Origin of the sequence: Oceanobacillus caeni, assembly GCF_019037185.1 — a bacterium.
Classification (GTDB): Bacteria; Bacillota; Bacilli; order Bacillales; family Amphibacillaceae; genus Oceanobacillus; species Oceanobacillus caeni.
The window spans coordinates 14735-41416 of the sequence record NZ_JAHHXM010000004.1; the positions used below are offsets into that span (position 1 = coordinate 14735).

Here is a 26682-nt window from a genome sequence, read left to right on the forward strand (position 1 = left end):
ATAGGGGGCTGTACAGATGGAGCTACGTTTTACAGAAGAACAAGAAATGATATGTAAGATGGTCCGTGGTTTTACTGAGAAAGAAGTAGCCAAAGAGATTGGTAGGATGGAAACAGAGGATCGATTTCCAAAAGAAATAGTTGAGAAAATGGGGAAACTCGGTTTAATGGGGATTTCCATTCCAGAAAAGTATGGTGGGAGTGGGATGGATTTCACTACTTATATCATTGCTATTCATGAATTGTCTAAAGTAAGTCCCGTATTAGGGGTAATACTATCGGTTCACTCTTCTGTTGGCACCAATCCGATTCTTAATTTTGGCACTGATGAACAGAAAAGGCACTACATTCCAAAACTAGCATCAGGGGAATATTTAGGGGCTTTTGCATTGACAGAGCCAGGTTCCGGTTCAGATGTGAAAAGCTTAAAAACAACCGCAAAAGATAATGGCGATCATTTCGTGTTAAATGGATCAAAAGTCTTTATAACCAATGGTGGGGAAGCGGATACGTATATTACTTTTGCTAGAACAGAGAAAGATGAAATTAGTGCCTTTATTGTGGAAAAAGACGCTAATGGACTGCAGATAGGGAAAAAAGAAAAGAAAATGGGGCTCCACGGTTCTAACACGGTACAGTTAAGCTTTGACAATTGTATCGTTCCAAAAAAACAGCTTTTAGGTAAATTAGGGGAAGGATTTAAGATTGCCATGTCTAACTTAAATGTAGGGCGAATTGGCATTGGCGCACAATCCCTTGGTATTGCAGAAGGGGCATTACAACATGCGATTGACTATGCAAAAGAAAGACAACAATTTGGCAAACCGATTGCAGCAAACCAAGGAATATCTTTTAAATTAGCTGATATGGCAACGGAAGTAGAGGCAGCGAAACTGTTAGTCTACCATGCGGCATCTCTAGTGGATAGAGGCCAAAATTGCGCTAAAGAGGCATCCATGGCGAAAATGTATGCTTCCAATACAGCTATGAGATTAGCAATCGAAGCAGTGCAAATCTTTGGCGGAAACGGATATACAGAAGACTTCCCGATAGAACGATACTTCCGCGATGCAAAGGTAACGCAAATCTATGAGGGAACAAATGAGATTCAACATATAGTTATAGCAAATCAATTACTAAATAACTGATTTATAGAAACGAGGGGGATAAATAGTGAATTTCCAATTAACAGAAGAACAACAAATGTTAAGAAAAATGGTCCGAGATTTTGCAGAAAACGAAGTAGAACCTACAGCAGCAGAACGTGATGAAGAAGAACGTTTTGATAGAAGCATATTCGACAAAATGGCTGAGCTCGGTTTAACAGGAATCCCTTGGCCAGAAGAGTACGGTGGGATTGAATCAGATTATGTGAGCTATGTCATCGCAGTGGAAGAATTGTCGCGAGTATGTGCCTCAACAGGAGTTACCTTATCTGCACATCTTTCCCTAGCAAGTTGGCCAATTTTTAAATATGGAAATGAACAGCAAAAGAAAAACTTCCTAACGCGTCTAGCAACTGGTGAAGCATTAGGAGCGTATGCTTTATCTGAGCCGGGAGCTGGAAGTGACGTTGCTTCAATGAAAACAGTCGCGAAAAGAGATGGCAACGATTACATCTTAAGTGGAAGTAAAGTATGGATTACAAACGGTGGAGTAGCAGATATTTATATTGTATTCGCAAAGACCGATTCAGATGCAAAGCATAAAGGGATTAGTGCGTTTATAGTGGAAAAAGGAACAGAGGGATTCTCTTTTGGTAAGAAAGAAAAGAAACTCGGTATTCGTTCATCCCCGACGACAGAACTTATTTTTGAAAATTGCCGTATACCGAAAGAGAACATGTTAGGTGCAGAAGGTGACGGATTTAAAATTGCCATGACTACACTGGACGGTGGAAGAAATGGAATTGCGGCTCAAGCCCTTGGAATTGCACAAGGTGCTCTTGATGCAGCCGTGAACTATGCAAAAGAACGTGAACAATTTGGTAAACCAATTGCAGCAAACCAAGGAATTTCTTTTAAACTTGCAGACATGGCTACCGAAATAGAAGCTGCAAGACTATTAACATATCAAGCAGCCTGGCTAGAATCAGAAGGTCTTCCATATGGAAAAGCATCGGCCATGTCGAAACTCTTTGCTGGAGATACCGCAATGAAAGTAACGGTGGAAGCAGTTCAAATCTTTGGTGGCTATGGTTATACGAAAGATTATCCTGTTGAGCGCTATATGCGTGATGCAAAAATCACACAAATTTATGAAGGTACCAATGAAATCCAACGATTGGTTATCGGAAGAATGGTTACTAAATAATTAATTGGTGATAAAGATAGGCGAATACCGATATTCCTGGAGTGAATGCTGATATCCCAGGATAAGTGCCGATATTCCTGGAGTGAATGCTGATATCCCAGGATAAGTGCCGATATTCTGGGGATGAATGCTGATATCCCGAGATTAGTACCGATATTCTGGTGGTGAATGCTGATATCTCGGGATAAGTGCCGATATTCCGGTGGTGAATGCTGATATCTCGAGATTAGTGCCGATATACCTGGGGTGAATGCTGATATCTCGGAATGAATACTGATATTTCAGAAAGGTGGCCGCCCGAAGACCTTTTTAGCAGATATAGGCCCTGTACTAGAAGTCTATTTGGGCTTCGGATAAAAATACAACAACCTTACCAAATGAACGAATAGATGTAATTTGAAAGGAAGTAAAAAATGCATGAAATAGTAGAACGGATAAAAAACAAGGAAGTGCGTGCATTAGCAAGAGCAATCACAATGGTAGAAAATGACCATTCTGACAAATTAGAACTTCTTAGTGATGTCTTTTCTTTACAAAAGCAAGCAATATATGTAGGGTTAACAGGCTCTCCGGGTGCTGGGAAAAGTTCCCTTGTGAATCGGTTAATCTCACAGATTCGAAAGGAAGGAAAAACGGTTGCTGTCATAGCGGTTGACCCAACAAGCCCATTTAGTGGAGGAGCATTACTAGGGGATCGGGTTCGAATGAATGAACATTTTATCGATGATGGTGTGTACATAAGAAGTATGGCAACACGTGGTAGCTTAGGTGGACTTGCGCGGGCAACTAAAGATGCCGTTCGAATATGTGATGCGTTTGGATTTGATGTTGTCATTGTTGAAACCGTTGGGGTAGGCCAATCGGAATTAGACATTATGAAAATAGTAGATACAACAGCTGTTGTCTTAACTCCTAATAGTGGAGATGTTCTACAAATTTTTAAAGCAGGAATCATGGAAATCGCTGATCTATTTGTTATAAACAAAGCGGATTTAGATGGGGTTAGAAAGCTGAAGCGGTTATTAAGGGAACTTGTCATGATGACTGCAACGGAAGATCATATGGTAGAGATTGTGAAAACAATAACCACCCAAAACGAAGGTATAGATGAATTATGGGAGAAAATCAAGAAACATCACGATTATTTATATTCGACACAAGAAGGAAAACGAAAAAGGAATGCTCAATTCGAATTAGAGGTATACGAGTTAATTCGAGAAGAAATTTGGCGCGAGGTGAAAACCTTTATTGAGCATGATCATGACAACCTTCCAGCAATGGAATCAAATAATGATCCGTACAAGCAAGCGAAAGATTTATTAGTGAAGTGGAAGGAGGCCAAAAAGATTGAATAAAAATAAAGTGGTATCAAACGTAAAGGACCAGGAACTTATAAAAAAACGACGGGACCAAATGATAAAAGGCGCTATTACGTTATTTAAAGAAAAGGGCTTTCATCGAACAACAACAAGAGAAATTGCAAAAGCATCTGGTTTTAGTATTGGAACACTTTATGAATACATTCGAACGAAAGAAGATGTCTTATATTTAACTTGTGATGCGATATATGAACAAGTCCGAGAACGAATAGAGAATGCTTTTGAATTAGAGCAGCCTTCCCGCGAGAGTTTAGTGAAAGTTATTGAATCCTATTTTTATTTAATGGATGAATTACAAGAGGAAATTTTAATTCTATATCAGGAAGCGAAGTCTTTAAAGCAAGAAACAAGAGGTTATATTTTGCAAAAAGAGCGGTATATGGTGAATATACTGGAAAAGGTAATTCTAAATTGTATTCCTGAACAAATAACGAAGCAAGAAGCGATTATTTTAGCGAATAATATTTTTGTTCAAGGTCATATGTGGGGATTTCGCAGATGGATTTTACAAAAGCAATTTTCACTTGAAGAGTATATTCATTTGCAAATCAATGCGATTTTAAAGGCCGCTGAAAAGTAAATGGAAGGGGGAAATACAGTGGAACAAGTAGAAGTATACCGTCCGAAAAATCCTGTTCGTTTTGTAACTGCGTCAAGTTTATTTGATGGGCATGATGCATCCATTAATATCATGAGAAGAATTATCCAAGCTAGTGGAGCAGAAGTAGTTCATCTTGGTCATAATCGCTCTGTAGAAGAAGTAGTTCACGCAGCAATTCAAGAAGATGTTCAAGGTATTGCGATTTCATCTTATCAAGGTGGGCACGTGGAATATTTTAAATATATGATTGATTTATTAAAGGAATTGGGAGCGAGCCACATTAAAGTGTTTGGTGGCGGTGGAGGAGTAATTATCCCAAGAGAAATTAAAGAATTGCATGACTATGGGGTTTCTTGGATTTTCTCACCTGAAGATGGTCGTAAGTACGGACTGCAAGGTATGATTAACAAAATGCTAGAATTATGTGATTTTATACCGCCAATTGATTTGGAGAAAGACATGGAGAAACTTCTTCAAGGTGATCGAAATGCAATGGCTAAATTTATTACATTTGTTGAATCGGAAGAAACAGACCTGGAAGAAAAGCAACGTGTAGTAAACAAGCTAAAAGAAAAAGCGGGACCAAATACACCTGTTCTTGGAATTACCGGTACTGGTGGAGCGGGAAAAAGTTCCTTAACGGACGAATTAATTCGCCGATTTATGAATGAAGTGTTAGATAAAAAGGTAGCAATTATATCCATTGACCCGACGAAAAGGAAAACGGGTGGGGCCTTACTAGGTGACCGAATCCGTATGAACGCTATTTTTAGCGACCGTGTTTATATGCGTTCCTTAGCGACAAGAGATTCTAGAACGGAATTATCCAAAGCGATTCAAGATGTCATTGATGTTGTCAAAGCCTCTGGATTTGACTTTATCATTGTGGAAACGAGTGGAATTGGGCAAGGAGACGCCGCTATAACCGACATTACAGACCTATCCATGTATGTCATGACGTCTGAATACGGGGCACCGACCCAATTAGAGAAAATTGATATGATTGACTATGCAGATTTTATCGTGATTAATAAATTTGAACAAAAGGGTTCTGAAGACGCCTTAAATCAAGTTCGTAAACAATATGAACGTAGCCGTATGTTATTTCAACAAGAGAAGGAAAAATTCCCTGTCTTTGGTACGATTGCTAGTCAGTTTAATGATGAAGGAACCAATGCATTATTTGCTGCTATAATCGACACGCTGAATGAACGTTATGAATGGAATGTGTCTGTTGATTTTGAAAGGAATCGAATTGCCGAAAAACATAATCGTATTATCACCAATGATCGTCGCCACTATTTACGTGAGATTGCAGATTACGTTCGTAAATATCACGAAGATGCTGAAAAACAAAGTACAATTGCTCGTAAATTATATCAATTAGATGGAGCAATAAAGACACTCGAATACGAAGAGGCAACGGAAATATGGAATAAAAATCAGGACAACGTGGAAGAAATGGCAGCGGCTACAGAAGTTAAATCCTTTAAACGTGAAGATGTTTTAACTAATTTAAAACAGTTATTGGACCGTTATGAAGAGCAATTAAATCCAACTGCGAAGAAGCTTTTAGATTCTTGGGATGCTTTAAAGGATAGATATAGTGGAGACAAAATGACTTTCCAAGTACGTAATAAAGAGATTGAAATGGATATTACGACAGAATCTTTGTCTGGTCTTAAGATTCCTAAAGTTGCTTTTCCGAAATATCAAGATTGGGGAGAGCGATTAATGTGGATGCTAAAGGAAAATGTACCTGGCGCATTCCCATTCACTGCTGGGGTGTTCCCGTTCAAACGAGAAGGGGAAGATCCTACCAGACAATTTGCTGGGGAAGGAACACCAGAAAGAACAAACCGAAGATTCCATTATTTATCTAAGAATGATGATGCCAAACGGCTATCTACTGCATTTGATTCCGTAACATTGTACGGAGAGGATCCAGCTTACCGCCCAGATATATTTGGGAAAGTTGGAGAAAGTGGTGTGAATGTTTGTACTTTAGATGATATGAAAAAACTTTATGCTGGTTTTGATTTAACAGATCCACTAACCTCTGTATCGATGACGATTAATGGTCCAGCACCAATCATTTTAGCGATGTATTTTAATACAGCGATTGACCAACAGGTGGATAAATTTAAAGAGGAACAAGGTCGTGAGCCTAGTAAAGAAGAATTAGAAAAAATTAAAGCAGATACATTATCCGTTGTCCGTGGTACGGTTCAAGCAGATATTTTGAAAGAAGACCAAGGACAAAATACATGCATTTTCTCTACGGAATTTGCGCTTCGAATGATGGGAGATATTCAACAATATTTCATTGATAAGAATGTGCGAAATTATTACTCTGTTTCGATTTCTGGTTATCATATTGCAGAAGCGGGCGCAAATCCAATTACTCAGTTAGCATTTACACTAGCAAATGGTTTTACGTATGTAGAATATTATTTAAGCAGAGGAATGGATATTAATAAATTTGCACCGAATTTATCCTTCTTCTTCTCAAATGGTCTAGATCCGGAATATACCGTTATTGGAAGAGTGGCAAGAAGAATTTGGGCGATTGTTATGCGTGATAAATATGGAGCGAATGAACGTAGTCAAAAGTTGAAATATCACATCCAAACTTCCGGACGTTCCTTACATGCCCAAGAAATTGACTTTAATGATATTCGAACAACTTTACAGGCGTTACTTGCAATCCAAGATAATACAAACTCACTGCATACGAATGCCTATGATGAGGCAATTACAACGCCAACGGAAGAGTCGGTTCGTCGTGCCATGGCAATTCAAATGATTATTAATAAAGAGTTTGGCTATACGAAAAATGAAAATCCACTTCAAGGTTCATTCATTGTAGAGGAGCTTACAGATTTAGTAGAAGAAGCGGTTTTACAAGAATTTGAACGAATGAATGATCGTGGTGGGGTACTAGGAGCAATGGAACGCCAATACCAACGTGGAAAGATTCAAGAAGAGTCCCTTTACTATGAGAGTAAGAAACACTCTGGTGAGCTTCCAATTATTGGTGTAAACACATATTTAAATCCAAACCCAACATCGGATGAGGAAATTGATTCCATGGAACTTGCGCGTGCCACTCAAGAAGAAAAACAACATCAGATTGTCGAATTGAAAAAATTTCAAGAAAAACATCAAGCACAAGCACCAAAAGCATTGGAACGGTTAAAAGAAGTAGCAGCTTCTGGAGGAAATATTTTTGAAGAACTAATGGATACCGTAAAAGTAGCTAGCCTCGGCCAAATCACCAAAGCACTATACGAAGTTGGCGGACAGTATAGAAGAAATATGTAAGGAATATAATGTAATAATGGCAAAAGGTGAAAAGTTTGAAAGAATACAGGGTACATGATCTCGATTATTAAAGTTGAGAAGAGTTATTTTCTCAACTTTTTTATGTTAAAATAAGGCATAAACCATACAAGTTTGATTATAATGTTAGGTATGTCTCTTGAAAAGCATATTGCATTGTAGTTAAATATAGTCATTACAAGTACATGTTCAAAAAGGAGGAACTTTTTGAACATCGTCTACAATGGTTAAATCTAGAAGGCATTTAAGCCATCATTATACAAGTCAAAGGAGTGCTAACCGTGAGCTTAAAAGATTATAGCCCGGAACAAATTGAAAATATGTCAATGTTAGAATTGGCAAGTATTATCTTAAAAGAAGAGAAAAAAGCCCTACACTTCAAGGACGTTTTTGACAAAGTTGCAGAAGTAAAAGGTTTTTCTGAAGCCGAAAAAGAAGAAAAAATAGCACAATTTTATACAGATTTAAACGTCGATGGACGATTCACAACATTAGGTTCTAATATGTGGGGATTAAAACGTTGGTACCCAATCGAGCAAGCAGACGAAGAAGTACATACTCCTAAGAAGAAAAAGAAAAAGGCAACGAAGAAAAAGCGTAAAGAAGAGGAAATTGATGAAGAAGAGGACTTCGAGGAGGAAGACGATCTTCTTGAAGATGAAGACATCGATGAAGTTTTCGACGACGAAGAGGAGGATCTGGACGAAGATGATGAGGAATTAGATCCAGACTTAGACGAATTCGATGACTTTGATGAGGATGAAGAAGAGATAGATGAAGAATTTGACGATGAAGAGCTTGATGACGAAGAAGAGGAAGAGAAATAAGCGGTGGGATTTTACTACCAGACTTTTTGAACAACCTCTAAAAACAATTATTGACTTTTATTGAACTAGTGAGTACAATTTTACTTGGGCTCTATTTGACAGGAACATAGCGTCTCCCTACTGGTTTTAAGGGAGGCGCTTTTTATTTTTTACTCAGTAACCTTAGAATCTGTATAGATCATTTTGGCTTTCCGTGTTTTTCTCATAATAAATACAGGGAAGGTTTTTTGATTGATTGCAGATTTTTTCCATTAGAACTCATTTTATTGTTTTATTAGTACAAAATAGGTTTAAGTAACAACCTAAGAAAGAGGGATGAATTTTGACGAAGTATATTTTTGTAACAGGTGGGGTTGTATCTTCACTTGGAAAAGGCATAACAGCTGCTTCACTAGGCCGATTATTAAAAAACCGTGGTCTGAAAGTAACGATTCAAAAATTTGACCCATACATTAACGTTGATCCGGGTACAATGAGTCCATATCAACACGGTGAAGTTTTCGTGACAGAAGATGGAGCAGAAACAGATTTAGACTTGGGCCATTATGAACGTTTTATTGATATTAATTTAAATAAATATAGCAATATTACAACGGGGAAGGTCTATTCTAGTGTGATACGAAAAGAAAGACGCGGCGACTATTTAGGTGGTACCGTTCAAGTTATCCCTCATATAACAAATGAAATTAAAGACCAAGTATTTCGTGCTGGAGAGGCAACGAAAGCAGACGTCGTTATTACGGAAATTGGTGGAACGGTTGGTGATATTGAATCTTTACCATTCTTAGAAGCCATTCGCCAAATTAAAAATGATGTGGGAAGAAACAGTGTGATGTATGTACATTGTACACTTGTTCCATATATTAAAGCAGCTGGAGAACTAAAAACAAAACCAACCCAACATAGTGTAAAAGAATTACGTTCTTTAGGTATTCAACCTAACGTTGTCGTACTTCGAACAGAAGAACCAATTAGCAAAGAAATGAAAGAAAAGATTTCCCTATTTTGTGATATTGATGAAAAGGCTGTTATCGAAATGCCTGATGCGGATACACTATACCAAGTTCCACTTACATTACAAGAACAAAAATTAGACCAATTAACTTGTGATCACTTTGGCTTAGATTGTAGTCCGGCAAATATGGAAGAGTGGAAAACTCTTGTTTCCAAAGTAAGAAATCTTTCTAAAACCGTTAATATTGGTTTAGTAGGTAAATATGTAGAACTTCAAGATGCGTATATTTCTGTTGTTGAATCCTTAAAACATGCTGGTTATGTGTACAATGCTGACATTAATGTACATTGGATTAATTCAGAAAGATTAACAGAAGATGGAATTAAAGAAGAATTGAAAAGCGTAGACGGAATTCTAGTTCCTGGTGGATTTGGTGATCGTGGAATTGAAGGTAAAATTTCTGCTATCCGCTATGCACGTGAAAATAACATCCCATTTTTCGGGATTTGCCTTGGAATGCAGTTAGCATCGGTAGAATTTGCTCGTAATGTTCTTGGATTAGAAGGTGCACATTCTTCAGAAATTGATCCACAAACTCCACACCCAATCATTGACCTTTTACCGGAGCAAAAAGGTGTAGAGGATTTAGGCGGTACACTTCGTTTAGGTGCTTATCCATGTAAATTAGTGGATGGAACGAAAGCAAAAGCGGCATATGATGGAGCGGATTTAGTGGAAGAACGCCACCGTCATCGCTATGAATTTAATAATGATTACCGTGAACAAATGGAAGAAGCAGGCTTTATTTTTTCTGGTACAAGCCCAGATGGAAGATTAGTTGAAACAATCGAATTAAAAGATCATCCATGGTTTGTTGCTTGTCAATTCCATCCTGAATTCACATCACGTCCAACAAGAGCGCAAAGCTTGTTTAAAGGCTTTATTGGTGCATCTGTTGAACAAAAGGAAAAGTAAAAATAGTCAAAGCCCTGAACAAATTGGTTCGGGGTTTTTGTTTAGGTTAAGATGTAAAAAATTAATTCGATACTTGTGCTCATGAATTCGTTAATCGAAGAGACTAATCTAGTAATCACGGCATTAACCCATTGATTTCTTGAATACCAGATTTTAAAGTGATTTTAAAACCAAAATTTTCTATTGTAACTAAATTACTAACGTGATAGTATAAGTACAAATAAAACCTTTAATTGGGTCCAGAGAGGCCAAAAGGGTGCACGGAATAGAAGTATGCTTTCTTATGCCCTTTTGTCTCTGAGACAAAAGGGCATTTTTAATATATTTGATTTAATCTCTTTTAAATCAAAGTTCTGTGAGACTTGAAAAGAGAATGGAAATGTTAGATAAGTTTCCATTCCCTCCCTTGCTTCACAAATGGAGTAGGAAGGTTTTATCCTTTCCTTTCTAAAAAAAACACATGATACGAATATGGAGGGAAAACGATGGATTATCGTAAAAAAACAGTAGTAGCATCCGTAACTGGTTTGACATTAGAAGGTATGGATATTATGTTCATATCATTTGTAATGTCTATGATTGTTGCTGAATTTAATATCGATCTTGCAACTGGTGGTTTTATTTCTTCCATAACAAATATTGGAATGTTGCTTGGTGGAATGATATTTGGGATTTTAGCGGATAAATTTGGCCGTGTGAAAGTTTTCACGTATACGATTTTCTTATTTGCAATTGGAACAGCATTAACTGCTGTTGCGACAAGTATAGAACAGGTATATATTTTTAGGTTTATTGCTGGGCTTGGTGCCGGTGGAGAATATGGAATTGGAATGGCATTAGTGGCAGAAGCGTGGCCGAAAAGCAAACAAGGAAGAGCCTCTTCTTATGTAAGTGTTGGGGCACAATACGGAGTGATTTTGGCAGCATTCCTAAGCGCCATGATCCTACCAACTCTTGGATGGAGGGCATTATTCTTAGTTGGTGTGATTCCAGTTATTTTTGCCTTTATCGTACGTAGAAACTTGGACGAATCTCCGGAATGGTTGAAAGCACAAAAAGATAATAAAGTGGAACAAAAGAAAGAAAAAGGTAAATTGATTCAATTGTTCTCTACACCAAGAATTGCGATTACAACCATTTCCTTAGCGATTATGGCAACTGTTCAGATTGCTGGATACAATGGCTTAATGATTTGGCTTCCTTCTATGCTCCAAGAATCGCAGGGGCTATCTGTATCAAGCTCTGCACTTTGGACGATTAGTACTGCGGTCGGTATGATTATTGGAATGTTGACCTTTGGAATGATTATGGACAAATTTGGTGCAAAGCGTGCCTATGGATTGTTTCTACTTGCCTCTGCTAGTGCAGTATTTCTTTACTCATTCGCAACAGGTAGTGCGGGTGTATTAATTGGTGGTGCGATCGTAGGTTTCTTCTCGAACGGAATGTTTGCTGGCTATGGAGCGTTAATAAGTAGTTTTTATCCTGCGAAAATTCGCAGTACTGCAACGAATACAATTTTCAACTTTGGACGTGCAGTTGGTGGGTTATCTCCAATTTTAGTTGGATTTATTTTACAACATTATAATATGACAATGGCAATGATTTACTTAGCGATTCTTTATATCATCTCCTTCCTCATCATGCTGAGCCTAAATAAAGAGAAAGCTAGCAGAAAAGGAAACGTGGTAGAAACTGTACAAAGTTAAATCATACTCAGGATTATGAAGGTATTACCGTGGAACGGACCCGTTATGACGAATCCAATTGGGTTAATATACAAAAGACACACAGTAAGCAAACTCGCTTACTGTGTGTCTTTTTTATTGTTTAGGAAACTATTGGAAACTATAAAATTTCTTGGTTGTGGATAAGTTTATGTTAAAATTTAACTATTACTGATGGAGAGAACAAAGATGATGAAAAAAGGTACAGGTGTTATAAAAGAAATACTAAAAGATCATTTTGCAGGATTTTGGGATTTGCACGATAGAAGGTTTCCCGAATCTTATCGTAATGATATAAAAGAAACTGTTGAGAAGACCATCAAGTGTGGTACCCGTGATATGGGCTTTGCACGTTATGAATGCTTAGGTTGTGAAGGTAATTCCTTACCTAAATTTGTATGTTTCACTTGTAAAAGTAGACTCTGTCATCGTTGTGGGAAAAAATATACGGATGATTGGTCGGATAAACAACAGGAAATGATTTTTAATGTACCTCATCGTCATATGGTATTTACTATTCCTCAAGAATTAAGGAATGTGTTCTTTGAAGATCGTAAAAAGCTTAATGAATTAAGTAAACAGGTGGCGGAAGTTTTTCAATAATTATCACAGAAGTAAAAAAAGAGGATTACGCTCGGGTATTATTACAGTAATACATACTTTTGGACGTGATTTAAAATTCAACCCCCATATACATGCATTGGTAACAGAAGGGGCATTAGATAATAAGAAAGAGTGGGTATCAAGTGGATATATTCCATATGAGTACTTAAGGAAATCATGGCAAAAAGTAGTGTTAGATTTAGTGAAAAAATGGTTTCCTGGGAATCAAAAAGTGAATGAATTGGTGAATGATTTATACCAAAGATACCCTAAGGGATTTTATGTAAATGCAGAAAAGAAAATAACAAACGCCAAAGGAGTAGCACGGTACATTGGGCGATATTTAGCACGACCAGCAATTGCGGAATACCGTATCGTAGAATATGACGGAGATACGGTCCATTATTGGTATGAAGATCATCGTACTGGTAAAAGAGTAGATAAAAAGATCCCCGTTTACAGGTTTATATTTGAAATACTACAACACGTCCCTCCTAAGCATTTTCGTATGGTTGGTAGATATGGATTGTATAGTAGAAGATCCCATCGAAAAGCACAACAAATATTAAGTTTATATGCGTTCATGAGGACAAAACAAATTTCATTATTACTGGAGACGAAAAGAAAAAAGAAAACATACCGTCAACGAATGATGGAGTCATTTGAAAACGACCCATTTCAATGTCCACATTGTGGAAGACAAATGGACCTTGTAGGAATATGGCATAGTGATTACGGATGGATTTATTACTACATGGAGGAAGTAGAAAAGGAGAGATGTAAAAAATATGGTATTGTCCAACAAAAAAGGACGGGATAATTCGGCAGAAAACTTAGGGTGGTTAAATGAAGACGATCCCTTTGGTTTGAATGAAGAAATAAAGATGGTGATTTTTAAATGTATTGATTGTAATAAAACCGATGAAGTTCCTGAATATATTATCGGTGAATTTAGTGTGGATAAAAAAGAGGGAGAAGAAGTAGAATTACATTGCCCCTACTGTAATGGCACCATGTTAGAAGCGAGAAATATCCCAAGTGATTAATTCTCACTTGGGACGTGATAAGGCGCGTTAGCGCTTTTGTTCTTGGAATTGATAAAATTTTTAATTTACTAGGGTAATTTGTAAATTTGGCAGGAAAATCCCACATAAATATAGAAATGGATGTACTGGGAGAAAAAATGTGGGTTTATGAAAGTTTTTGTTGATTTTGATATGAGGGGGGATTTTGTTGAGCCAGTCTAAAATTCTAATAGTAGATGATCAAATGGGGATTAGATTACTACTTAAAGAAATTTTGAAAAATGAAGGATACGAGATAGAGGAAGCGACCACTGGTAAGGAAGCGATAGACCAAATTAGTGTTAATAGTTTCGATCTAATGATTTTAGATTATAAATTACCAATCATGGATGGGACGGAAGTATTAGAAAAACTAGAGAAAGATAATGTGGAAATTCCTGCCATCGTGATGAGTGGCCTCGTGGAAAATATCGCATCAGAGGCGATGAAATCTAAGCTTGTTAAATCAGTTATTGCAAAGCCTTTCAATATAAATGAGTTTGTAGAAAAGGTTCATGACATTGTTAGGAATCAAGGAAAAATGAAGTGAACAGTAGTTTCTAAAAGCTTGCACCTAATGGGACAAGTTGGTATTCTATTTATGTAGTAAAAAAGTACAACTTATGTGAACGAATTCACTAGAGGAGGATATCATATGCCATTAGTATCTATGAAAGAAATGCTTGAAAAAGGAAAAGAAAATGGTTATGCGGTAGGTCAATTTAATATCAATAATCTAGAATACATTCAAGCAATCTTACAAGCGGCAGAAGAAGAAAAATCACCTGTCATCTTAGGAGTTTCTGAAGGTGCAGGGAAATATATGGGTGGATTTAATGTTGTTGTAGCAATGGTTAAATCTTTAATGGAATCTTACGGTACAACTGTTCCTGTAGCAATCCATCTTGACCATGGTTCAAGTTTTGAAAAATGTGCGGCGGCTATTCATGCAGGATTTACTTCTGTAATGATTGATGCTTCTCATGACCCAATTGATGAAAACATTGCTACTACTAAAAAGGTAACAGAACTTGCACATCTTCACGGCGTATCAGTTGAAGCTGAAGTAGGTACTGTAGGTGGAGAAGAAGACGGTGTTATCGGTGGAATTATGTACGCTGATGTAAACGAATGTAAACGTCTTGTAACAGAAGCAGGAATCGATTGTTTAGCACCTGCACTTGGATCTGTTCATGGCCCATACCAAGGTGAACCTAACCTAGGATTTAAAGAAATGGAAGAAATCTTAAACGCTGTACAAATTCCATTAGTACTACATGGTGGTACAGGTATCCCAACTAAAGATATTCAAAAAGCAATTTCATTAGGAACTGCTAAAATTAATGTAAATACAGAAAACCAAATGGCACAAACTGCTGCCGTTCGTAAAACATTAGAAGAAAAACCTGATTTATATGACCCACGTAAATATCTAGGACCTGGTACAGAAGCTATCAAAGAAACTGTTATAGGTAAAATGCGTGAATTCGGTTCATCTGGTAAAGCATAAAACAACATATTGCGACGAATGGATTGGGAATACCCCCTATCCACTCGTCGTTTTATCGTATATAATGTTAAATGATGTATAAACTTTTCTGAATAGGAGTGAAATTACATGCAATTTTTTATTGATACAGCTAATATTGATGAAATTCGTGAAGCAAATGCACTTGGTGTTTTAGGTGGAGTAACAACAAATCCTAGTCTTGTTGCAAAAGAAAAAGGTGTTGATTTCCACGATCGTCTAAAAGAGATCACTGCAGAGATTACAGAAGGTTCTGTTAGTGCAGAAGTTATTTCTTTGGATTCTGAAGGAATGATTGCAGAAGGTAAAGAACTAGCAGCAATTGCACCAAACATTACTGTAAAACTTCCTATGACTTTAGAAGGGCTTAAAGCAACAAAAGCTTTAACAGATCTTGGAATTACAACAAATGTTACATTAATTTTTAACGCAAACCAAGCATTACTTGCTGCACGTGCCGGTGCCACATATGTTTCACCATTCCTAGGACGTCTAGATGATATCGGTCAAAACGGTATGACTTTAATTCGTAACATCGCTGAAATTTTTGATATTCACGGAATTGATTCAAAAATTATCGCTGCATCTATTCGTCATCCAATGCATGTTACGGAAGCAGCCCTAAATGGTGCAGATATTGCAACGGTACCATTTAATGTATTAGCTCAACTTGTCAAACATCCATTAACAGATCAAGGAATTGAGAAGTTTTTAGCTGACTGGAATAAATAATTTGTGGAAAATTGAATGAAATAAAGGCTTATCGTAAATGATATAATTAGAGCGAATAGATTATTCGCTCTAACTCTTTCTTATCTCCTTTGTCATACATATGAAAATGGAGGAAAATGACCTCTAAAAGAAGTTGTTCAAAAAGTCCGGTGAAAATGACACTTCGACGTTTCTAGTTGGCAAGACTCACCGTTCCTCACGTATTAACTGAATACGTTCCGGTAACGGGAGCTGCGCCTCCTTGAACTGCGACGCACAGGACGTGCTAGTGTCGGCGTTGCAACAAATCTTTACGGTGGGGCGAGTAATCGGAGCCCCAGGACGTTGCGATTTAGCCGACCTCGGTCCTTTTCATCCTCCTTTTTGAACACGCATAAAGCGAGGGTTACACATGCAAAAAATATTAATTGAAGGTGGCCATAAGCTAAATGGCCAAGTAAGAATTAGCGGTGCGAAAAATAGTGCAGTAGCTCTTCTACCAGCTTCGATTTTAGCGAATTCCCCTGTAACAATTGAAGGATTACCAAATATCTCAGATGTCCAACTATTAAGTGACCTTTTAGAAGAAATTGGTGGGGACGTAAGTTGGGATGGACAAACGATTATGATTAATCCGGAAAAGATGGTGGACATGCCTTTACCAAATGGAAAGGTAAAGAAATTAAGGGCTTCATATTATTTTATGGGCGCCATGTTAGGAAAGTTTAATAAGGCGGTAATTGGACTCCCGGGTGGTTGTTTTTTAGGGCCACGACCGATAGACCAACATATCAAAGGTTTTGAAGCACTTGGCGCAGAGGTAACTAATGAACAAGGTGCGATTTATTTACGTGCAAAAGAACTAAGAGGAGCAAGAATCTATCTTGATGTCGTTAGTGTTGGCGCAACGATTAATATTATGCTCGCAGCGGTTCGAGCAAAAGGGAAGACGGTTATTGAGAATGCGGCAAAAGAGCCTGAAATTATTGACGTCGCAACATTATTAACGAATATGGGTGCAAAGATTAAAGGTGTCGGTACCGATGTGATACGGATTGAGGGAGTACCGGAACTTCACGGTTGTAGACATACGATTATTCCAGACCGAATTGAGGCAGGGACATACGCAATAGCTGCTGCAGCACAAGGTAAAGAAGTGATTATTGATAATGTCATCACCAACCATTTAGAAGCTTTACTTGCAAAGCTTAGAGAAATGGGGGTACGTGTGGAGGAAAGCGATGAACAATTATTGATTGCTCCAAGAAACACACTAAAAAGTGTTGACATTAAAACTTTGGTTTACCCAGGCTTTCCAACGGATTTACAACAACCTTTTACGGCGCTATTAACAAAAGCTGAAAATACTGGTGTTGTAACGGATACTATCTATTCTGCTCGACTTAAACATATTGATGAGTTAAGACGTATGAATGCTGCTATAAAAGTAGAGGGTGGTTCCGCCATTGTAAGTGGTCCTACAAAACTTCAAGGGGCTAAAGTGAAGGCTTCAGACCTTCGTGCGGGAGCCGCTTTGATTGTCGCAGGTTTAATGGCCGACGGAATAACGGAAATAACTGGTGTAGATCATATTGATAGGGGATATCAACGTATAACTGAAAAACTAGGCGACCTTGGTGCGAATATTTGGCGGGAAGAAATGGATGAAGTAGAAATTACCCAATTTCAAAATTTATAATGAAAGAGGTTGTTCAAAAGTACGGTGAAAATGACTCTTTGGTACTAAGGGTCTTCGACTAAGTTCCGTCACGTCGTCTTTGAAAAAGAAAAGCATTTTTTCTACATGTGACGTGCAATCGAAGAAGCCTTTTCTAATACTCAAAGCTACGACGCATCGAACTGTGATGCGGAGGAAACGAATTAAAAGAAGGCCAACTAAAAACAGCCTTTGCGGCTAACGTGGGCATACCCCTGTGTAGAGGCAGCGTTTATAGGACATTGCGCCGTTAGCAGACCACGATCCTTTTCACCCTCCTTTTTGAAAACGCACTTAAAAAGAAGCAAAGGCGTAAGCCCCCTTAAAGGCCAGGAAAGAGACGTCTGTCGTAATGACTGTACTAGCATGACCTGTGCATCATAGTAACGTATGACTGATCCACGTCAGGTGGTCCGATGATGTTGCGCATAGCGGCGGTTTTAATCGGACATTTTCTTACCGTAGAGATAAAGGAAGTATCGCCTGTCGCTGGATCCGGACGTGGCTATTTGCATGATAAAGCCTTGATTTTTATACTTTCATTTCTATTGAAAAAGAAGATAATAAAGGGTTCATTTTATATTTTTTTACAAAATTAGAAGGATTTTAAAGAATTTTATCGAATTAATTAAGTAGCTAGTAAATGTATAGTAATCTTATTTAATGGAGAGAATTGAGTCAAACAGTAGTAAATATGTAAAGGGCAGTACATGACGGGAAAAGACTTCTGAAGAAGCCAAAATTAGTCTTCTAATAAAGGATAGTAAGGGGGAGCTAGACCTTCTCTAGCTTCCTTTCCAATTATATGAAAACTATGAAACTGATATTTTTCCACAAAATTAATGAATACCCCAACGAAAAAGTATTGAATTAGAGTAAATTTAAGGGTAAGATTGTATTGTTTAACTTTAAACAACGAAAAAGGAAATAAACACCGATTAGGTTTCTTCATTTTTACTTCCATATTATTTTCTTCGCAAAGGGCTTAACCTTCTCAAAAAGAAGTAGAATAAATCATTTTTAGCGATTAGAGAGTATAAAACTTTCTTCATGTATAAGTACAACGAGGTATTCGCCAAAGTCTATGCAAATACTAAGTCTTCTTTCGTATTAGTAAAGAATAAAATTAAGCGCTAGCTAGGAAGTATTTTGTCATAAAGAATTAATGATCAAGTAATGAAAAGCTACTATGCTCGTCGTGTTACAAGGTTATTCAGAGAATCAGTAATCCTCTAAAGGAGCTAGAGGAAGGTATGTTCATGAGTAAATCCAAGGGGACCTCTAAACAAAGCAAATGCGAGTTTCTCTAAATGTCTTTTAATAATATAAATGTAAGCCGTCTTTTTTAATGATAGTTTGACTTTTCAAAATAATAATTCATCTTAAGCAGAAGATGGTAAAGGAATGGACGAGGGTGAAAATATGTCAGCATTAACAATCTCTCAATTAGAGACGTTAACTTTAAAAGAATTATATGCACTGGCAAAGGAATATCGAATTTCTTATTATGCTAAATTAACAAAGAAAGAACTCATTTTTGCTATTTTAAAAGCGCAAGCTGAAAAAGATGGGTACTTATTTATGGATGGTATATTGGAAATCATTCCTTCAGAAGGCTTTGGTTTTTTAAGGCCAATCAACTATTCTCCAAGTGCGGAGGATATTTATATTTCGGCATCACAAATCCGTCGTTTTGATTTGAGAAATGGGGATAAAGTTTCTGGGAAGGTAAGACCCCCGAAAGAAAATGAACGTTATTATGGGTTATTACATGTAGATGCGGTTAACAGCGAGGACCCTGAGACAGCCAAGGAACGGGTTCATTTTCCAGCATTAACTGCTTTATATCCAGATCGCTTTATGCAATTGGAAACAGACAATAGACAATTGTCTACACGCATTATGGATTTAATGACTCCTGTTGGTTTTGGACAACGTGGATTAATCGTTGCCCCACCTAAAGCTGGTAAAACGGTGCTACTTAAACAAATTGCAAATAGCATTACTAAAAATCACCCACAAGCAAAGTTAATTATCTTGTTAGTGGATGAGCGTCCAGAGGAAGTTACGGATATTGAACGTTCTGTAAGTCCTGACGTTGATGTAGTAAGTTCGACGTTTGATGAGATACCAGAAAGTCATATCAAAGTATCAGAGCTTGTACTGGAAAGAGCGATGCGTCTCGTAGAACATAAACGTGATGTCATTGTTTTAATGGATAGTATTACACGTTTAGCTCGTGCATACAACTTAGTTATTCCTCCAAGTGGTAGAACATTGTCGGGAGGAATTGACCCTGCCGCGTTCCACCGTCCAAAGCGTTTCTTCGGTGCGGCAAGAAATATCGAAGAAGGTGGAAGCTTTACGATATTAGCTACAGCCTTAGTTGATACTGGATCAAGGATGGATGATGTAATCTATGAGGAATTTAAAGGTACAGGTAATATGGAACTTCACCTAGACCGCCACCTTGCAGAAAGAAGAATCTTCCCAGCAATTGACATTCTGAAATCCGGTACACGTAAAGAAGAATTACTTATTCCGAAAGAAGATCTGGATAAAGTATGGATGCTGCGTAAAACAATGCAAGATAACCATGACTTCCTAGACCGTTTCTTGAGAAAACTAAAATCAACTAAGTCTAATGAGGAATTCTATCAAGTCATGGATGAGGAAATGAAGAGAAAAGGAATGAGACGTTAGTTCCATTTGCGATAAGTACAATGAATGGGGTAGTTCCTAATTAAAGAAATTTTACGGATCCCCTTGCAAACAGGAAACGACACTGGTATAATTCATAGATGTGAGTTTAGATATTCGAGTCTTAAATAGGTATTTTTAAAAAGGAACTTTAGTACTTTTTTAAAACCCTTTTAAAATAACTCTGTTTCCAAGGGATTCAGGGCATAAGGAGTGGAAAAGCATGAAAGAAGGAATTCATCCTGAGTACAGAAAAGTAGTATTTCTAGATACTAGCTCAGACTTCAAATTCTTGACTGGTTCAACAAGATCTTCTAATGAAACAATTGAATGGGAAGATGGTAACACTTATCCTTTAATCAAAGTTGAAATCAGTTCTGATTCACACCCATTCTACACTGGTAAACAAAAAGCTGATAAAGTCGGCGGACGTGTGGATCGATTCAAGAAGAAATATAATATGAAATAAGAGGGAAGCTCTATCTTAATGAGTGGAACTAGCTTGATAAAACCGGAATAGTTCATTCCAACTATCAAAAACAGGCAAAATACCATTATTTTGCCTGTTTTCGCTTTTTTGTAGAAAAATTTCCATAAAGATTCTTTAAATTAACCTAATTCGTGGTAAACTAATAAAGGTTTGTAATAATAAAAAGTGAGGTTCTCTACCATGTATGTAATGAAACAAAGTGGCTGGATTGAAGTAATATGTGGCAGTATGTTTTCTGGGAAATCGGAAGAACTCATTCGCCGAGTTCGTCGTGCTACTTATGCTCATTTAACGGTGCAAGTGTTTAAACCTGCTATAGATGATCGTTATAATAAAAAGGATATCGTTTCGCATAATGGAATGTCTACCGTAGCCCAACCAATTAACCAGGTAGAAGAAATTTTTGACCACATCAATCCGAATGTCGATATTATTGCTATCGATGAAGCACAATTTTTTGATAATTCTATCGTTGAAGTTGCGGAACAGCTAGCAAATAAGGGTGTTCGTGTGATAGCAGCCGGATTAGATACAGATTTTCGTGGGGAACCATTTGATCCGATGCCTGAATTAATGGCTGTTAGTGAATCGATTACAAAATTAAATGCCATTTGCCCAATATGTGGATCACCAGCGAGTCGCACGCAACGCCTGATTAATGGCAAACCAGCTTCTTTCGATGATCCCATTATTCTTGTTGGGGCATCTGAATCCTATGAACCAAGATGTCGTCATCATCATGAAGTCCCAAAAAAGCCGATAAATAAAATATGGAAAAGCATGTTAGAGGTAACGGAATAAAGCATTTAAAAAGAACCCTATAGCGTAGACGTTAAAAATGTCTGGGCTATAGGGTTCTTTTTAAAGGGCTCTCAAATTTAATATAATTAAAGTTGCTCGTAAATCCATATTGCGACTTGTAATGACAAAGCATCTTCAAATTTCCTGGGATCTAAACCTGTTTGTTCACTAATCTTGTTAAGTCGATAGATTAATGTATTTCGATGGATAAATAATTCTTCGGCTGTTTTTTGAATATGAAGGTTATGATTGAAAAATGCCTTCAAGGTTTTTATGTTTTCTTCGTTTACTTTTTCCAAAATACGCTTGGCAAACCTCTTGGATAATTGCTGATTCATTCGGTAAATTAATACCTTTGTTTCTAATTGAGCATAGGATACAATTTCCTTATTACGATCGCTAACTTTCAAGGCCAAATCACAATCTAAATAGGACTCCCTGAAATCTTTTAATTTATCAAAGGGTAAGCTATAGGACAAACGAAATTGAATATGTAAACCTTTTAATACCTGATAAACAGTAAGAATTTTTTTATCGATCTCTGCTTCACTTATGTTTGTAAATGCAATACATAACTTATTGACATGAATAACTCCAATGAATCCCCTTTTAGGATGGCATGCATTTTCTAAACTTTCTATAAGGGTTTTATTGGATACAATAGAGGAACGCTCTTCTATTTGAATGATGACTGTTACGAATGTAGGAATGAATTCAAAATCTAGTTTACCAATTAAACGATCTATATCATGATAAGATAGTTCTTTCTTTAATAATTGCTCTAGAAGCATATCTTTTGTTGTTTGTTTCCATTCTGACTGTGATGCGATGTACTTTTGATTAATCATTAATTCGGTCATCATTTTAACGAGTTCACCAATTTCACTAATTTTCTTTGGATCCCCAGTTATTCCGATAACCCCGATTATCTTCTCTTGAAAAACAATAGGCAGATTTATCCCAGGTTTAGCCCCTGATAATTTATCTTCTGGGTAAATAATTATTGTTCTACCATCTTTTATAACTTCTAATGCGCCTGCATGTATTTGATTTAGCCTCGATGGGTCACAGCTGGCGATAATCTTTCCGTTTCTGTTCATGATATTGACATTTCGATCTACTCTTAGGGAAGCCTCTTGAACAATGGTTTCTGCCATTTCTCTTGTTAACATATCGACGCATCCTTTACAATTGGCAAAATAAACAAAATCTATTACAACTATTCTTACTATTTCGTATGTTATAACGATGGATTATTTTCGTCAAGATTTTTATAATGAATATATTGAAGGCGTTTACTTTGCGGGGTGAGGTTAATGAAGGTTGTTATTGCACCAGATTCTTTTAAAGGAAGCCTAAATGCTATCGATGTGGCGAGTTCTATTAATCAAGGGGTGAAGAAGGCTTACCCGAATGCGGAGACGACATTAGTTCCTGTTGCGGATGGTGGCGAGGGGACGATGAGTACTTTAATAGCAGCAACAAATGGTATAACAAAAAAGACAACCGTAATTGGTCCTTTGGGTGAGAACTTGGAAGCAGAATATGGAGTACTTGGGGATCATAAGACCTGTGTGATTGAGATGGCAACTGCATCAGGGCTAGATTTAGTACCTAAAGAAAAACTATCTCCTTTGCGGGCGACAACATATGGAACAGGGCAACTCATTAAGGACGCATTAGATAATGGGTATAGATCTTTTATTCTTGCTGTTGGAGGATCTGCGACAAATGATGGTGGAATGGGTATGCTTCAAGCACTTGGATTGAAGGTTTTAGATCGAGATGGGAATGAGATCGGATTTGGTGGAGGTGAGCTGGGAAAGGTTCACTCTATCGATTTACAGACATTGGATAGGCGAATCCCAGATTGCTCCTTTTTAATCGCATCCGATGTACAAAATCCTTTCATAGGACCAAATGGAGCCTCCCATGTCTTTGGGCCACAGAAAGGTGCCAAACCGAATGAAGTGAAGATCCTAGACGATAACCTTAGCCATTGGGCGGATGAAATTGAAAAGGCAACGGGAATTCACCTTCATAACCTGCCCGGTGCAGGTGCTGCTGGGGGGATAGGAGGAGCATTTCTAGCCTTCTTTCCGGCAAAGATGAGGCCAGGTATTGAAGTAGTTTTGGAATATTGCCAGCTAGATAAAGCTTTAGAAAATGCTGATGTAGTGATTACTGGAGAGGGAAAGGTAGACTTTCAAACCGCTTCGGGAAAAACCCCATTAGGAGTTGCAAAGGCAGCCATGAAGAAAAACGTTCCAACCATTATTGTAGCAGGTTCGGTGGGGGAAGGAATCGATGTTCTTTATGATTATGGAATTGTTAGTATCAATAGTATTGCTAAAGAACCAATGACTTTAGAGGAATCCATGAATCATGCTGCGGAGTTACTTGCTTACAGTTCCGAACAAGTTATTCGTTCCTATTTCTATCTAGCAACGAAGGGGAGGTCATTTCTATGCAAATAAAAGCTGCGATTGAAAAAGTTCCGGGTGGATTAATGGTCGTGCCACTTTTATTGGGTGTAACATTAAACACGATTGACCAAATGCATTTATCTGCAGTGATGAATGTTCTAAAATGGCTCGGGGCACCACAGACTGAAGAAGGATATTATGAGTTTTTACGAATTGGTGGGTTTTCCCAAGAACTTTTTAAAGATAGTGCTTTAGTTCTTATCGCACTTTTTCTATTTTGTGTTGGAAGTCAAATGAACCTAAAAATGGGACAAAGGGCTTTGAAAAAGGGTGCAATCGTAACAACAACAAAATATTTATCTGGTTTAGCAATCGGAATGGTATTCGGATATTTCTCTGATCCCATGAATGGAATATTTGGGCTATCAACACTTGCACTCATTGCGGGGATGACAAATAGTAATAGTGGAATGTATGCGGCACTTACCGGCCAATACGGTAATCGTTCGGATGTAGGAGGGTTATCCCTACTTGCGATAAATGATGGACCTTTCTTAACGTTAGTTGGTTTAGGAATTTTAGGGACATCTTTCCCAATGGTAGCATTTCTTTCTGTGTTATTACCAATTGGTATTGGAATGCTGTTAGGTAACCTTGATCCAAAGATTCGTGAATTCCTGGCGCCAGGTGAAAACCTTCTTATCCCATTTTTTGCATTTTCCCTGGGTGCTGGAATGAATCTGGCTAATTTCTTTAATCCCGAAGTACTTGTTGGGGGATTAGTTCTATCAGCACTTACCTTTTTTGTAACTGGTGGAATGGGAATTCTTGCGTTTAGATTATTTGGTGAAAGAAGTTATATAGCGCCTATTGCGGAAGCGTCAACGGCAGGAAATGCTGCAGCAACACCAGCAGCAGTAGCAGCTTCTGCATCAGTTGCAGTCAGTACAGGTGCAATGACCGCTGCAGAGTTTGAGGCAATTCAAGCGATTGTACCAATTGCCACAGCACAGATCTCTATTTCAACCATTACTACAGCACTCCTTTGTCCGCTGGCTGTCATTATTATGGATAGATATCATAAAAAGAAAGGGTTGGATCCAACTAGAGAGGACCTTGGATTAAAACAAAAGAATAAGGAAACAGCATAATTATCTTACAATCTAATTTGTAAGCGCTGTAGTATACTAGATATAGAATGACAACAAGGTAGGGATATAAATGAAAAAAGAATTATTATATGGAAGAGAAGGGCTTATACTAGATTTACCTGATCAATCTTTAGAAATTGAACCGAAAAATCTAAAGAAATTAGATAATGAAAAAGAAGCGATACGCAAGGCATTAAGAAATCCGATAGGGACAGCAGCTTTAAAGGAATCGGTACAATCAACAGATACGGTGTCGATAGTTATTAGTGACATTACAAGACCTACTCCAAATCATATATTAGTACCCTTATTAATAGAGGAATTAGATCATGTACCGTTGGAGAACTTCGTCATCATCAATGGAACTGGGACACATCGAGAACAAACACGAGAAGAATTTATCCAAATGCTTGGGGAATGGATCGTTGACAATATTCGAATCGTAAATAATAACTGCCATGATAAGGATACACTTGTCAAAGTTGGAGAAAGTAGATTCGGTTGTGATGTTTATTTAAATAAAGATTATGTGGAATCAGATTTTAAAATTGTAACAGGATTCATTGAACCACACTTCTTTGCTGGTTTTTCCGGTGGGCCTAAAGGAATCATGCCAGGAATCGCGGGATTAGAAACAATCATGACATTCCATAATGCTAGAATGATAGGAGATCCCTTAGCAACTTGGGGAAATATGGAGAATAATCCAGTTCAGGATATGACACGTGAAATTAATGGTATGTGTAAGCCGGACTTTATGTTAAATGTTACGCTTAACCGGGAAAAGGAAATTACAAATGTCTTTGCTGGTGAGCTTTATGAGGCACATAATGTTGGTTGTGAATTCGCAAAAGAACACGCTATGTATCGATGTGAGGAGAGATTTGATGTCGTTATTACGTCAAATTCTGGTTACCCACTTGATCAAAACCTGTATCAAGCGGTAAAAGGGATGAGTGCAGCGCATAAGATTGTGAAAAAAGGCGGCTCGATTATTGTTGCTTCGGAATGTTCAGATGGACTCCCGGATCATGGTAATTTCTCTAAGATTTTCGGAATGGCCAATAGCCCGCATGAATTATTAGAAATGATTAACGATCCAAAATTTAAGATGATGGATCAATGGCAAGTTCAGAAGCAAGCAGTTATTCAAACATGGGCTGATGTTTATGTTTATTCCAAATTAACGGATGAACAGGTTAAAGGTGCCATGCTTAAGCCAACACATAATATTGAAAAAACATTGGAACTGTTAAAAGAAACGTATGGAGAAGATATGACAGTTGCCGTCCTTCCGCTTGGTCCATTAACGATTCCTTATGTGGAAGAGTAGACAATATATCAAACGGGTAGTATGAAAAAGGACTGGATGA

Annotated in this window: 22 protein-coding genes; 21 read left to right on the forward strand and 1 reads right to left on the reverse strand. The window is 37.6% G+C overall.

Going from position 1 to position 26682, the window contains the following annotated elements; genetic code table 11:
* The first annotated feature begins 16 nt into the window (after positions 1–16).
* The 18 genes from KM885_RS03645 to KM885_RS03730 all read left to right on the forward strand — a co-directional run bounded on the left by KM885_RS03645 (position 17) and on the right by KM885_RS03730 (position 21732).
* Positions 17–1147 (forward strand): acyl-CoA dehydrogenase, encoded by a 1131-nt coding sequence (locus tag KM885_RS03645; protein ID WP_145524041.1) that lies wholly within the window; start codon positions 17–19, stop codon positions 1145–1147.
* Between the two features lie 25 nt (positions 1148–1172).
* Positions 1173–2312 (forward strand): acyl-CoA dehydrogenase, encoded by a 1140-nt coding sequence (locus KM885_RS03650; RefSeq protein WP_216883535.1) that lies wholly within the window; start codon positions 1173–1175, stop codon positions 2310–2312.
* 413 nt (positions 2313–2725) lie between these two features.
* Positions 2726–3667 (forward strand): methylmalonyl Co-A mutase-associated GTPase MeaB, encoded by a 942-nt coding sequence (gene meaB, locus KM885_RS03655; RefSeq protein ID WP_047186670.1) that lies wholly within the window; start codon positions 2726–2728, stop codon positions 3665–3667.
* Positions 3660–4271: a TetR/AcrR family transcriptional regulator gene (locus KM885_RS03660; RefSeq protein ID WP_047186671.1), complete on the forward strand. Its 612-nt coding sequence runs from the start codon at positions 3660–3662 to the stop codon at positions 4269–4271. The genes meaB and KM885_RS03660 overlap by 8 nt, the downstream gene beginning before the upstream one ends.
* Entirely contained in the window at positions 4272–7616 is a 3345-nt protein-coding gene (locus tag KM885_RS03665; RefSeq protein ID WP_216883536.1) for a methylmalonyl-CoA mutase family protein, read from the forward strand.
* Positions 7617–7915: 299 nt separating this feature from the next.
* Positions 7916–8461, forward strand: a complete 546-nt coding sequence (gene rpoE, locus KM885_RS03670; RefSeq protein ID WP_047186673.1) for a DNA-directed RNA polymerase subunit delta — start codon at positions 7916–7918, stop codon at positions 8459–8461.
* A gap of 322 nt (positions 8462–8783) precedes the next feature.
* A complete protein-coding gene (locus KM885_RS03675) occupies positions 8784–10391 on the forward strand; it encodes a CTP synthase (RefSeq protein ID WP_047186674.1) in 1608 nt (535 codons plus the stop codon).
* Between the two features lie 485 nt (positions 10392–10876).
* The gene (locus KM885_RS03680; RefSeq protein WP_216883537.1) at positions 10877–12100 is read left to right on the forward strand and encodes an MFS transporter; all 1224 of its coding nucleotides are present in this window, start codon (positions 10877–10879) and stop codon (positions 12098–12100) included.
* A gap of 207 nt (positions 12101–12307) precedes the next feature.
* A complete protein-coding gene (locus KM885_RS03685; RefSeq protein ID WP_216883538.1) occupies positions 12308–12721 on the forward strand; it encodes a transposase zinc-binding domain-containing protein in 414 nt (137 codons plus the stop codon).
* A gap of 49 nt (positions 12722–12770) precedes the next feature.
* Positions 12771–13541 carry an IS91 family transposase gene (locus KM885_RS03690; protein ID WP_420874568.1) on the forward strand — a complete coding sequence of 257 codons (771 nt, stop codon included), beginning with the start codon at positions 12771–12773 and terminating at the stop codon, positions 13539–13541.
* Positions 13510–13767: a hypothetical protein gene (locus KM885_RS03695; RefSeq protein WP_047185117.1), complete on the forward strand. Its 258-nt coding sequence runs from the start codon at positions 13510–13512 to the stop codon at positions 13765–13767. Before KM885_RS03690 ends, KM885_RS03695 begins: the two co-directional genes overlap by 32 nt.
* Positions 13768–13954: 187 nt before the next feature.
* Positions 13955–14335: a response regulator gene (locus tag KM885_RS03700; protein WP_225344061.1), complete on the forward strand. Its 381-nt coding sequence runs from the start codon at positions 13955–13957 to the stop codon at positions 14333–14335.
* A 105-nt stretch (positions 14336–14440) separates the two neighbouring features.
* Positions 14441–15295, forward strand: coding sequence for a class II fructose-1,6-bisphosphate aldolase (gene fba / locus KM885_RS03705; protein ID WP_047186684.1), 855 nt, complete (start codon positions 14441–14443; stop codon positions 15293–15295).
* 108 nt (positions 15296–15403) lie between these two features.
* Positions 15404–16045 carry a fructose-6-phosphate aldolase gene (fsa, locus tag KM885_RS03710; RefSeq protein WP_204797980.1) on the forward strand — a complete coding sequence of 214 codons (642 nt, stop codon included), beginning with the start codon at positions 15404–15406 and terminating at the stop codon, positions 16043–16045.
* A gap of 391 nt (positions 16046–16436) precedes the next feature.
* Positions 16437–17723: a UDP-N-acetylglucosamine 1-carboxyvinyltransferase gene (locus KM885_RS03715; protein WP_047186686.1), complete on the forward strand. Its 1287-nt coding sequence runs from the start codon at positions 16437–16439 to the stop codon at positions 17721–17723.
* Positions 17724–19163: 1440 nt separating this feature from the next.
* On the forward strand, positions 19164–20444 hold the full coding sequence (gene rho, locus KM885_RS03720; protein ID WP_047186729.1) for a transcription termination factor Rho: 1281 nt from the start codon (positions 19164–19166) through the stop codon (positions 20442–20444).
* Between the two features lie 220 nt (positions 20445–20664).
* Positions 20665–20910, forward strand: a complete 246-nt coding sequence (locus KM885_RS03725) for a type B 50S ribosomal protein L31 (protein ID WP_047186689.1) — start codon at positions 20665–20667, stop codon at positions 20908–20910.
* 201 nt (positions 20911–21111) lie between these two features.
* Positions 21112–21732, forward strand: coding sequence for a thymidine kinase (locus KM885_RS03730; RefSeq protein ID WP_047186690.1), 621 nt, complete (start codon positions 21112–21114; stop codon positions 21730–21732).
* An 86-nt stretch (positions 21733–21818) separates the two neighbouring features.
* On the opposite strand, the gene KM885_RS03735 is transcribed toward KM885_RS03730, so the two are convergent.
* A complete protein-coding gene (locus KM885_RS03735) occupies positions 21819–22904 on the reverse strand; it encodes a CdaR family transcriptional regulator (protein WP_047186691.1) in 1086 nt (361 codons plus the stop codon).
* A gap of 144 nt (positions 22905–23048) precedes the next feature.
* Between KM885_RS03735 and KM885_RS03740 the strand changes: the two genes are divergently transcribed.
* The 3 genes from KM885_RS03740 (at position 23049) to larA (ending at position 26642) form a co-directional block, all read left to right on the forward strand.
* Entirely contained in the window at positions 23049–24209 is a 1161-nt protein-coding gene (locus tag KM885_RS03740) for a glycerate kinase (protein ID WP_216883539.1), read from the forward strand.
* Positions 24200–25309: a 2-keto-3-deoxygluconate permease gene (locus tag KM885_RS03745; RefSeq protein WP_216883540.1), complete on the forward strand. Its 1110-nt coding sequence runs from the start codon at positions 24200–24202 to the stop codon at positions 25307–25309. The genes KM885_RS03740 and KM885_RS03745 overlap by 10 nt, the downstream gene beginning before the upstream one ends.
* 70 nt (positions 25310–25379) lie before the next feature.
* The gene (gene larA, locus KM885_RS03750) at positions 25380–26642 is read left to right on the forward strand and encodes a nickel-dependent lactate racemase (RefSeq protein ID WP_216883541.1); all 1263 of its coding nucleotides are present in this window, start codon (positions 25380–25382) and stop codon (positions 26640–26642) included.
* The last annotated feature ends 40 nt before the right edge of the window (positions 26643–26682 follow it).

Bases quoted from the DNA above. Each gene is read 5' to 3' on its own strand.
- KM885_RS03685 (WP_216883538.1), top strand. From the start codon at position 12,308: ATGATGAAAAAAGGTACAGGTGTTATAAAAGAAATACTAAAAGATCAT.
- meaB (WP_047186670.1), top strand. From the start codon at position 2,726: ATGCATGAAATAGTAGAACGGATAAAAAACAAGGAAGTGCGTGCATTA.
- rho (WP_047186729.1), top strand. From the start codon at position 19,164: ATGTCAGCATTAACAATCTCTCAATTAGAGACGTTAACTTTAAAAGAA.
- KM885_RS03715 (WP_047186686.1), top strand. From the start codon at position 16,437: ATGCAAAAAATATTAATTGAAGGTGGCCATAAGCTAAATGGCCAAGTA.
- fsa (WP_204797980.1), top strand. From the start codon at position 15,404: ATGCAATTTTTTATTGATACAGCTAATATTGATGAAATTCGTGAAGCA.
- larA (WP_216883541.1), top strand. From the start codon at position 25,380: ATGAAAAAAGAATTATTATATGGAAGAGAAGGGCTTATACTAGATTTA.
- KM885_RS03645 (WP_145524041.1), top strand. From the start codon at position 17: ATGGAGCTACGTTTTACAGAAGAACAAGAAATGATATGTAAGATGGTC.
- KM885_RS03680 (WP_216883537.1), top strand. From the start codon at position 10,877: ATGGATTATCGTAAAAAAACAGTAGTAGCATCCGTAACTGGTTTGACA.
- KM885_RS03695 (WP_047185117.1), top strand. From the start codon at position 13,510: ATGGTATTGTCCAACAAAAAAGGACGGGATAATTCGGCAGAAAACTTA.
- KM885_RS03665 (WP_216883536.1), top strand. From the start codon at position 4,272: ATGGAAGGGGGAAATACAGTGGAACAAGTAGAAGTATACCGTCCGAAA.
- KM885_RS03735 (WP_047186691.1), bottom strand. From the start codon at position 22,904: ATGTTAACAAGAGAAATGGCAGAAACCATTGTTCAAGAGGCTTCCCTA.
- KM885_RS03730 (WP_047186690.1), top strand. From the start codon at position 21,112: ATGTATGTAATGAAACAAAGTGGCTGGATTGAAGTAATATGTGGCAGT.
- KM885_RS03745 (WP_216883540.1), top strand. From the start codon at position 24,200: ATGCAAATAAAAGCTGCGATTGAAAAAGTTCCGGGTGGATTAATGGTC.
- KM885_RS03725 (WP_047186689.1), top strand. From the start codon at position 20,665: ATGAAAGAAGGAATTCATCCTGAGTACAGAAAAGTAGTATTTCTAGAT.
- KM885_RS03740 (WP_216883539.1), top strand. From the start codon at position 23,049: ATGAAGGTTGTTATTGCACCAGATTCTTTTAAAGGAAGCCTAAATGCT.
- fba (WP_047186684.1), top strand. From the start codon at position 14,441: ATGCCATTAGTATCTATGAAAGAAATGCTTGAAAAAGGAAAAGAAAAT.